This is a genomic window from Kitasatospora sp. NPDC090308 (genome assembly GCF_044769485.1).
Lineage (GTDB): Bacteria > Actinomycetota > Actinomycetes > Streptomycetales > Streptomycetaceae > Kitasatospora > Kitasatospora fiedleri.
On record NZ_JBIVXY010000029.1, the window covers coordinates 17481 to 27377 of the forward strand.

At 70.9% G+C, this 9897-nt stretch carries 7 protein-coding genes and 3 pseudogenes; 3 read left to right on the top strand and 7 right to left on the bottom strand.

Features of this window, described 5'->3' with window-relative positions; translation table 11 throughout:
- Positions 1 to 8: 8 nt before the first annotated feature.
- Positions 9 to 1454, bottom strand: a complete 1446-nt coding sequence (locus ACIQVD_RS33640; protein ID WP_402292660.1) for a tetratricopeptide repeat protein — start codon at positions 1452 to 1454, stop codon at positions 9 to 11.
- Positions 1455 to 1899: 445 nt separating this feature from the next.
- Between ACIQVD_RS33640 and ACIQVD_RS33645 the strand changes: the two genes are divergently transcribed.
- The gene (locus ACIQVD_RS33645) at positions 1900 to 2595 is read left to right on the top strand and encodes a hypothetical protein (protein WP_402292661.1); all 696 of its coding nucleotides are present in this window, start codon (positions 1900 to 1902) and stop codon (positions 2593 to 2595) included.
- A 288-nt stretch (positions 2596 to 2883) separates the two neighbouring features.
- Positions 2884 to 3432 (top strand): hypothetical protein, encoded by a 549-nt coding sequence (locus ACIQVD_RS33650; RefSeq protein ID WP_402292662.1) that lies wholly within the window; start codon positions 2884 to 2886, stop codon positions 3430 to 3432.
- Positions 3433 to 3480: 48 nt separating this feature from the next.
- On the opposite strand, the gene ACIQVD_RS33655 is transcribed toward ACIQVD_RS33650, so the two are convergent.
- The 4 genes and pseudogenes from ACIQVD_RS33655 to ACIQVD_RS33670 form a co-directional block, all read right to left on the bottom strand.
- On the bottom strand, positions 3481 to 3855 hold the full coding sequence (locus ACIQVD_RS33655) for a hypothetical protein (RefSeq protein WP_402292663.1): 375 nt from the start codon (positions 3853 to 3855) through the stop codon (positions 3481 to 3483).
- Between the two features lie 1547 nt (positions 3856 to 5402).
- Entirely contained in the window at positions 5403 to 5636 is a 234-nt protein-coding gene (locus tag ACIQVD_RS33660; protein WP_402292664.1) for a hypothetical protein, read from the bottom strand.
- A gap of 1167 nt (positions 5637 to 6803) precedes the next feature.
- A pseudogene (locus ACIQVD_RS33665) lies at positions 6804 to 6941 on the bottom strand (DUF2267 domain-containing protein); the annotation flags it as partial.
- A gap of 6 nt (positions 6942 to 6947) precedes the next feature.
- Positions 6948 to 7163, bottom strand: a complete 216-nt coding sequence (locus ACIQVD_RS33670; RefSeq protein WP_402292665.1) for a hypothetical protein — start codon at positions 7161 to 7163, stop codon at positions 6948 to 6950.
- Between ACIQVD_RS33670 and ACIQVD_RS33675 the strand changes: the two are divergent.
- Positions 7156 to 7596, top strand: a pseudogene (locus ACIQVD_RS33675) (transposase family protein); the annotation flags it as partial. The gene ACIQVD_RS33670 and the pseudogene ACIQVD_RS33675 sit on opposite strands and share 8 nt — an antisense overlap.
- A 556-nt stretch (positions 7597 to 8152) precedes the next feature.
- On the opposite strand, the gene ACIQVD_RS33680 reads toward ACIQVD_RS33675, so the two are convergent.
- Both ACIQVD_RS33680 and ACIQVD_RS33685 read right to left on the bottom strand, forming a co-directional pair.
- Positions 8153 to 8650 (bottom strand): hypothetical protein, encoded by a 498-nt coding sequence (locus tag ACIQVD_RS33680; protein ID WP_402292666.1) that lies wholly within the window; start codon positions 8648 to 8650, stop codon positions 8153 to 8155.
- A gap of 512 nt (positions 8651 to 9162) precedes the next feature.
- Positions 9163 to 9657 (bottom strand): annotated as a pseudogene (locus ACIQVD_RS33685) (transposase); the annotation flags it as partial.
- Between the last annotated feature and the right edge of the window lie 240 nt (positions 9658 to 9897).

Genomic DNA, 9897 nt, shown 5'->3' on the forward strand with positions numbered 1-9897 from the left:
CGGCCCAGCTAGAAGGGGGGCTCCACACTGAACCCGTCCGTAGCGGCCCACGGGTCGTCCTGCTCCCGCGGGTCTGCCACCTCTCGTTCCCGCTCCCGCCGTTCGGCGACAGCGCGGCTCTCGGCGATCGTGGGGATGGCGTCGAATGCCTCGGCCGGGCGGCCGTGCCTGATCAGCATCTCGGGCAAGTCGTGGCGGACCAGGTAGTGGGTGGAGGAGCGGAGCAGTGCGAGGGCCTCCTCCGGTCGGCCGTCCCGCTCCAGCAAGCGAGCCAGCGCGGGGTCCCACATGCCGGGCTCGCGCTCGTTGAGGGCAGTGGCCTCCGCGATGCCCTCCTTGTAGCGGCCGGCCTCGCCCAGCAACCAGATCCGCAGGTCGCGGACGTGATCCGGGTGTTCCCTGACGTATTCGTCGGTGCGCTCCTCAAGGAGTTCGAGCGCTCGGCCGGGCCGGCCGTCGTCGACGAGCAGTTCCAGCGCCCACTGCAGGAAGTTCCAGCAGTCGTAGTACTCGTAGGTGGGCCGGCCCGTCTCGACGGCTTCGTCGACCCTCCCCTGGCGGACGAGCAGGCGCATCAGCGCCGCCCGGTCCTTCGGGTGGTCGTGGGCCTCGATCCCGTCGCGCAGCACGGCCTCCGCCTCGTTCACCCGCCCCGTGTCCTCCAGCGCCTTCGCGTACACGTCGAGGGCCGAGCGCGGATCCTCGGCAGCCAGGGCCGCGAGCTCGTCGATCAGACCTTGCCGGGCGAGGAGCTCCGCGTACTCCTCCGGGAAGTTCCCGGGGCAGCGCCTGCCCGAGGCCCTCGCGGCGCGCAGCACCTCGACGGCTTCGTCCGTGCGTCCGACCCGCTCCAGCACCCGGGAGATCAGCAGCAGCACGTCCCACCGGTCCATCGGACCCGTCCCGCAGATCTCGCCGCACCGCTCGCACCCCGCGCTCTCGATGCGCTCCAAGCGCTCCTCCTCCCGCGTGAGCACGCCCAGGACCAGGTCGTCGTGCCCCCGCCCCTCGGTGATCTCGACCAGGCAGGAGCGGAGCCAGTACTCCCCGAGGTGCGGTGTGAGCACGTCGACGGCCTCCTCCACCCGTCCGGCCTTCGCCAGCAACTCGGCGTAGCGGCCGCAGACGTGGCCGTCGCCCAACTCGGCCGGATCCGGGCGCACCCTCGCGAGCGCCTCGTCGCCCTCGCCCCGGTCGATCATGATCTCGGCGGTGAGCCACTCGGCGGGGCGCCAGCCGATCTCCGCGAACGGACTCAGCAGGGCCAGCGCCCGGTCGAACTCCCCGGCCGTGCACAGCTCCCGGGCCGCCGCCTCCGCGCAGTTCCAGTCTCCGCGCTCCTGCGCCGCCCGGACCAGCAGTTCCAGCTGTCCCAGGTCGAGAAAGGTCCGCACCATCCGCGGGGAGACACCACCGTGGTGCCATGCCTGCCAGGAAAGATCGTCAATGTTCACGCGGGCACCCTACGAACTGCCGCCGACAGCCTCCGCCCGACCGAAGCCGGGGTACCCATAACCCCCTCGTACTCGACGGCCGAATTCCGCTGAGACAACCTGCCACCGGTCAAACTTCGTTGAGACGGGTCAACCGAGACCGGCCGCCTGATGTCCCAGCCCTGTCCCAGGCCGGGCGCGAAACGCTCCCACCTGGGGTTTTGGGGTGGGACTGGCCTAGCGAAACGGTCGAAACCGGACATGGTGGGACGGTGCTGGGACAGGGCCTGAGACATCCCTGGGACAGCCTCTCCGGGCTCCACCGACCGGCTGGCGGTGCGACGGCCGCCCCGCCGCCGACCGGTCCGGCCGCGGCGGAGCGCCGTGGCGTAGCACGGTGGTGGCCGGGTCGGGCCGTTATGTCGGAAGCCCTCTGGGCGGCCGGGGCGGGCGGCGCACTGCGCGGGTGACCACCACCTCCCGTCTGGAGCGGCCCGCCCGTCGGCGCCGCCACGCCCGCCTGATCGCCTCTCTGACCGACCTGATCGGCGCCTGCGCTGAGGCCGCCGCCGAGGTCTACCGGCCGATCGCCTCCGCCCCGCCCGGGCAGCTGTCCATCGATGTCGCGGCCGGCCTGCTGTACGTGCGGATCGGCCTGACCGCCCCCGTGGTGCTGGACCGGGCCCGCGCCGAGGACGACGAACGGTGGCCCGGCGAACTCGCCCGGGAGCAGCGGGAGGCGCAGCGCACGTACGCGGCCAGGGTGGTGGTGGCCACCGCCCAGGACCTCACCGATCCCGGCCCCGACGACGAGGCCGGCCGGGTCGAGGCGGCCGGGCCGGCCGGGACTGCTCTGGTGGCGGTGGCGACCGTGGGGCAGGGCGCGGCGATGGAGCTGGTGGCCGCCGGGTCGGAGGTCGCGAAGCGGTGGCGCGAGGATCCGGCGCAGGCGGCCGTGCTGGCGCTGGAGTTCGCGGAGTCCGGGGAGTTCACCACCAGTGAGGTGCTGGACGCGGCGGTCGACAAGCGCGTGGTGGCCGGCCTGCTCGCCCTCCAGGAGGCCCGCACCGCACCGGATCCGTCCACCGCGGCCGAGCTGTGCCTGGCCGCCGTCCCGCACCTGGTCCTCGCCGTCCACCTCGCCTCCGCCGACCTCGACTGACCGGGTGCGTGCCCGTACGCAAAGCCCTGAACTGCGGCAACGCCGACTGCGGACCAGGTGGTGCGGACCCCGCGGGGCCGGTACGGGGGTGCGTTGCGCAGCCGCACGCACTCCGCACCGCAGCCCGCCATCGCCGGGAAGAACAACGCCGCACTCGCGCCCGCACAGGAGCGCGGGCCCCAGAGCCCGGAAGACGGGTCTGTCCTCTGACAGGTGACCTTGACCGATTGACAGGCGAGTTTGACCGGCCCCGCAGCCTTGCTGCACGCCTCGTTAGGCTCGGCTTCCATGGCTGGTAACGACGTCGCGCACAAGCGCCGCTTTCTCGTACTGCACGACTACGGCATGGGCGGCTCGTGGTGGTGGGTCCGTGCGCGGTCGGCACGGGAGGTACTCGAAGGGCTCGCCTGGGTCGAGGTGATCACCGACCCGGAGACCGTGGCCAGGTTCGAGAGGGAGGAACTGGAGGAGGCCGATATCGACGCGTCCCAGATGACCTCGGGCCTGGACGCGCTGCGTGCCGAGCGTGACGCGCAGCGCGGGCGGGAGGGCTTCGGCGTACTCGCGGACAGGGGCATCGTGTACCTGCGGCGGCGCTGGGACGAGGAGGGCGAGGGACCTGTCGACTACCTGATGGAGGTGGGCGCCGACGGGCGCCGCCTGCGGCAGGTGGAAGTGCCGGAGAGCGGTGCTGCCCTGCGCAGTGGTCCTGACGACTGGTCGTTCAATCCACCCGTGGTGGACCTCTTCGACCCGGCGCTGGCAGGTCAGGAGATCAGCCGGAGCGCCTTCGAAGAGCAGTGGACACGGGCCCACCCCGTAGACCCCGACCGGTAGAAGCCTCTCCGGGCGGTCGAACCCGCCCGGCTGGCCGGGCGTGGGCGGTCATTCGTCGTGGAGCCGCTGGAGGACCTGGGTGAAGTCGCCGTCGTCGAGCAGGCCGACCAGCACCTGCGTCATGTTGTCGATGCCGGGCTCCCGGACGATGAGGCCGTCGGAGCACCAGAAGTAGCGGCCGTCCAGCGCCTCGCCGGTCCGGGACCACCTCTCCATGAGGCGTTCGACCTCGGCAAGGGTGAACACGGTCGCGCTCCAGCGTGAGCCGTCCGCTGCCAGCCGCACCTCCACGTCGATGTTGCAGACGCTGTCCAGAGCCTCGCCCGCGCCGGGCAGGAACGACGCCTCGAAGCGATCTGTACGGACGCGGTACCAGGGGCCATCCCATCCCTGGTCAGCCGTTTCGGTTCCGGTGTGGGCCATGCAGGGAGCATCTCCGGCCGGACCCAACTGCTCAACTGCATTCCCCCGCGGGAGCCGGCAGAGCCCATCGGCGTCCACAACGCCGAACTCGAGCTCCACCGGCGCGGCATCGCCGTACGCCCACACGGCGACCCTCGTCGCTTCCCCTACCATCAGTCAAGATCAGGTGGCAGGAACCTACTGGTGGTCAAGATCGTATGGCAATCGGTCAAGGTCACCTGTCAAAGGTCAATGGGTCAGCGGCGGGGCCGTGTCCCAGCCCCCGTCCCAGCCCCACACGCGAAACGCCCCCACCAGGGGATACGGCCTGAGACCGTCCTAGCAAAACAGACATACCCGGCGTGTTGAGACACCCGTGGGACACGGCTGGGACAACCCTGCCCCAGCCTGGGAAGAAGCCGGCACCACCGCCAGCACGACGGCCCGGCGCAGCCGCACCCGATCCGGCCGGCCCGCAGGGGGGTGGCAGGCGGGCCGGGCGGGAGCGGGGCCGGGACGGCGGCCTACGGCCCCCTGACGGGGGGTACAGCAGGTGGTGCCGGGACGGAGTGGTGCCGGGCGCGCGTGCGGACGCCGCCCCTGAGGGATTTGTCCCGGCCGCGTGCTCGAAGCGCGGCCGGTCACCGCAGGGGCGGCGTCGGCGCGGAACCCGGACCTGGAGGATCGCGTGCGCCCACAGGACTGGACGCGGGGTTCCGCACCGCCCGTATGACCCGTGCGGGCGGCTGCATGCACCCCGGCCGGGCACCACCCCATGACCACCGGCCGGAACGCTCACCCGGGGCGCCCTGATGACCTCGCCGCGCCTCGGCGGGCGGGCCGGGACCGGACGGCGGCGGGCGGCGGGGGCAGCGGCGGGCGGGCCGGGGGAGCACCGCCACGCCCCTGTCGCGATGGCTGTCGCGGCCCGCCCACACACAGGGGATCCGGCCCTCCCACCCACGTCACACACCACGACAGCACCCCCACGCGACACCCCCCGCCACAGGAGCACCCCGCCCAGCAACAGGCCCGACGCAGAACAGCCCGGAGCCGGGGCAGACTGCTCCTGGCAGGCCGGAGCCGGGGCGACGGCGGGCGGCACCGAACGTCGGCGGACGGGACTGGGCCGGGCCGCAGCGCCCGCCCCCGGGAAGCAGCACGACGACCAGGACGACGACCAGGCGCAGCCGCACCCGGCCGGGAACGGCGGCCAGGGCGCGGCCCGCAGCCGGCGACCGGCGGTGGGCTACTTCTGGAGGGGAGGCATTCCGTCGACGAGCTCACCCAGAACCCAGCCCGCGAGCGTCCACAGCAGGGCGAAGAGCACCCCACAGGCGGTCGCCGCCACGGCGAACTGCCCTGCCACGCTTCCCACGAACCGTTTCACTCACTGCCCCCCACTGTCCGTCCCGCACCAGTGGCAGTGACGCCGCCCGCCTCCGGACAGTTCCCCGCCGCGCGCAACCCCGCGATTCACACCTGCCCGCACCCGGCGGCCCGTTCGACGATGGCGGCCAGGGCCTGGTCGAGGCTGCCGGCACGGCCCAAGCGCCCGCCGTCGTGGCTCAGGTACGGGAGTGGCGGCCCCGCAGACGGCCCCTCGCCTCCGCACGCCGCACCAGCCACGGCCCGAGACCCATCAACAGCAGGTTCAGAACTCCCAGCACGAAGAGGATCCCGAACACGAGCCGCTGCGAGCCCGCCCCAGGCCACAGCGCGAGGAGCCCCATCCCGACGGCCACCACCGCCTGCCCGACGGCCGAGTCGACCCGGCGACGCACGTCCTTCGGTCCGACCATGCTTCCCCCTGAGCCGCGGCGAATACCGACCGGATGCTACCGCCCCACCCATGCCACCCGGCAGGACCAGCAACAGCAACAGCAACAGCAACAGCAAGACCGAACCCGGAACCGGCCGGGACGGTGCCAGGACGGAGGCCTGCAGCCTTCCGAGGACGGGAACCCGCCCGACAAGACGACGACCAGCCGCAGCAACACCCGCCCCGACACGCTTCGACAGGCCCGCCCCCGGCCCGGCAGCGGGCCAGACGGACAGTGGCCCGGGGCCGGGGGCGGCTGCTCCTGGCGGGCCCGGGCGCCCGCCTTCCAGCAAGCAGCACGACGACCAGGACGACGACCAGACGCAACCGCACCCGGCCCAGAACGACGGCCAGCACCCGGCCCGGGGCCGGCGACCGGCGGACCGCCGCCGGCGGCAGGAAGCAGCCCGGCCACCACCGCAATCCCCCGGCGAACCCGACCCCCGAATCCACGGCCCCGCCGAAACAACCCCGACCAGCGGTAATTCAGGCCGAACCGAGAAGGAAAGGCCAGGCGGAAACCAGTGGCATTCCCGACGGGCCGTCAAATCACCGCAGCACCCCGAAACAGCCCCGACCCCCGACGGACCGCCAGGCCCCGCCCGGCCGGGAGAACCGACCACCCAACGTCACTGGAAACCGACCACCCCCAGAACACCACTAGAGCGTCGGACGACACCCCGCCACCCACCCGGATTGGTCCACCACAAACCGAAACCAGCCCCCGAAACCCGGTCAGGTCACACACCCGGTGCGGGCCAGGCCGGATGCGGAACCGAACAATCCCACACCAGGCCAGGCCAGGCCGGACGGGGGCCGACGAGACAGCGGACTACGCCCAGCAGCACGAAGATAGAGGCCGGCGGTGTCGATCTATGCACCCTTCGCGGCGCACTCGCCACCGTGCCCGCCTCTGAGTGCCTCCGACAGGCGGACTCGCCGCAAACTACTCCCGGACCGGCCCGACCAGGCTTTCAGGACGGCCTCCGAGCGTGACGTCGCGGCGCCGCACGTGTCGGGTGCACCGTAGCTCCGCCGCCGCCTCGCCGGGCACGCGCAGCGCTGCTGCGCGCTCGGGGTCGCACGGGCGCTCGCCTGGCTGGTCGACGACTCGGCGGCTCCGCCAACCCGACCTCGTCCCGTTCGGTCAGGCAGCGACCGCCAGGTCGGCTCGGCCGAACAGGAGGGCGTAGCCGCAGAGCAGGTGGGTGAGGATGCGGTCGGTGAGGCGGGCGCCGGCCAGGTCGGCGAGGGCGGCCAAGACGGAGGAGACGTCCCAGCGGGCGGCGGGTCAGAAACCGCTGCGGCGTACGACGGGCCGGGCAGGCCGTTCGGGGGGCGCGGCCAGGGCGTGGGCGGTGACGCGGGTGCGCTCGGACCAGTTCGCGACCTGCCGGACGGTCGCCGCATCGAGGTGGCAGGTAAGGTCGCGGACCGCCAGGTGGTCGTCGTCGGTCAGGGTGTGGAGCCCGGCGCGGGCGCTCGTCGAGTGGGTCACCATGCTCATCGTCACCCGCGAGGGTAACCGACGGTGCAAGCTCCGGCCGTCCCCGCGGGCTCTGGTCGTGCTGGTGTACCTGCGCAAGCCCGACACCCTCGCCCAGATCGCCGCCGGCTTCCGGATCAGCGTCGGTACCATCCACGCCTACGTCCACCAGGTCACCGAGCTGCTCGCCAGGAATGACCCCGGGTCTGACCCGGACCCTGCGCGCCGCCGGCCCGGAGTACGTCCTGGTCGATGGCACCCTCGCCAAGTGCGACCGTTTCGGCGACAACCGCGCCGACTACTCCGGGAAGCACCGACGCCACGCCGTCAACCGCAGGTCATCACCGGCCCGACAGGCAAACTCGTACGGATACTTCGCGCCCTGCCCGACCGCACCCACGACCTGACCGCCGCCCGCACCGTCGCTGTTATGGGGCGGGGCAGTCGTCCTGGTAGTGGACCAGGTCGGGCAGAATTGTGGAATTCACTGGTGCTGTGAGACGGAACTCGATGAGCCTGGCTGGTGCTCCTTGGGCGACGAGTTGGGCGAGGGCGGCCAGCCGGTGGTTGCCGTCCAGGACGAGAAGGCGTCGTGGGCCTAGAACGTAGGTCGCGAGGATCGCTGAGACGCCTTGTCCTTCCACGCGGGCCGAGTAGTGGTCGCGCAGTACCTTGATCCGAGATTGGCGGTCGCCTTGGATGGTGGACAGGCTGGTGGCCAGTTCCGCGTGTCGAATGGGAACGGCGTCCGGATGGTCGTGTCCGACTTCGGTGGACCCTGTTCCGGTTCGGGGTCGGTACCAGGGGGCGTGGTAGGGCTCCAGTGCGGCGAGGCCGTAGGGCGGTATGTCGATGGAGACGCGGGAGACGCGTACGGCGCTGTTTTCCTGGGCGGCAATTTCTGACAACGCCTCCCAATTAAGGGTTGTCCGAATTCGGTCTACACTTTTAGTGAAGTGCGTGCGGAATATTTCGAAATCTACAGTGCATGTCGCCAGTCGCAGCAGTTGCTACGTCTTGCTGTCGAGTTCGCCGCGCCAGCGATTGGCCATAATCGTTGACTTTTCTGTGTTGAGCATTGCGGTCTCTCGTAGTTTTTCGATGGCCGTGGCGAGGTCAGCCCAGTTGTCGTCCATCCAGTGGGTGTGCGAGAGCAGGGAGGATCCGAGGTTTTCCTTGAGGGTTTCCAGTACCCGAGCGATCGTTTGTAGGTACTCCTCTTGCATGGATGCCCGGGCGAGTGGCACTAGCGATAGGCCAGCTCGGCAGTCGTACAGTGACCGATACGTGAGGCCGGGCGTGCTGGCCTCACGTAATTCCGGCACTGAGGAGGTGAGAATGGCTACCTTCTCCGTCAGCTCCAGGTCGGCCAGTGCCTCTTGGATGTTTCCCTGCCGGCGGGCCAGCAGCATGCCGACGATCATCGTGGTGACCGCCCCCAGGCCGAAACTTGATGCCCAGTCCGACCAGCTCCATGCTTCGCCGTACCACCACAGAAGTAGGTCCATCGCGCCGGCAACCACGGGAAGTACCGCTAAAGGCCAGAAATTCGCCCATACCGACCTCACTCTTGACATAGTCCGCTCCCCCTCCGACGGCAAATCCACAGTCATCTTCAAGAGGATAGGGCGCACGGCGCCGCCGAGCGGGTCTAATCGTCTGCCGAGAATCGCAGAGCCACACCCAGCACCTGGTCCGGTTCCTCACCAGGTGCGCGGCGGGGAAACGATCTCCTCGTAGTGGCTGGCGCTGACGCCGCCTTTCAGGACCTTTCTGGGATTGACCGACCGTAGGAGCCCGTAACACGATCACGGCGTTGGCTTGTCGAGCCGTCGTCAGCAGATGAGGGCGGAGGCGAGTGAGATGAGTGAATCGTGGAAGCCGACGCGGCGTTCCCAGCGGGTGGCGAGGCGCTTGAACTGGTGGAGCAGGGCGAAGGACTGCTCCACCACGTAGCGGAGCTTGCCCAGGCCGCAGATGTCGGGCTCGCCTCGGCGGGAGATGACGGACAGGAGATGACGGGCAGGATCCGACGGCGGATCAGCTCTCGCCTCAGGTGCCTACTGTCGTAACCTTTGTCCCCGGGAACCGACTTGGGCCGCTTGCGCGGTAGCCCGGGCCTGCCTGCGGCAGGTGGCACGCCGTCGACCAAGGGCAGGGCCTGAGTGACGTCGGGGACGTTCCCGCCGGTGGTGACGACCTTGAGCGGGGTGCCGTTGCCGTCGCAGATCAGGTAGTGCTTGCTGCACGACTTTCCACGGTCGACCGGCAACGGGCCAACCCCGGCACCCCCCCTTTTCGCCCGCACGTAAGAGGCATCCACGCACGCGCGCGTCCAGTCAATCCGCTCAGCCACGTTCAACTCGGCGAGCAGCCTCCGACGGGCAGGGCCGGGGTGCCCGGCGGGCCGGCAGCCTGGGAGCGGACTGGGGCGGCGCCGCTCCGGGCCTGGGGGCCTTCGCTCGCGCCGGGGGCCGCGCAGCGGCCGGGTCCGGCCTCCTGGCCGCCGTGGCACTCCGCCCGGCCGGGCGGCAGACGAGTAACTCCCCCGGCGCGGCGCGCGGCACAGGGTGGACTGACCCCTCGCGCTTCACCTGGTGCCCGCCGCCTGCCCGCCGACCTCCAGAGGAACGGACTGAAGTGGCCCCACCCTCGGGCTTACGAGTTGGTGCGTGATTGCGGCGGAGATGTGCTGGCCTGATCTGGGGCCTTGTTCAGGCGGTGGCGGTGCGGTCGGAGACCAGTCCGGCGATGG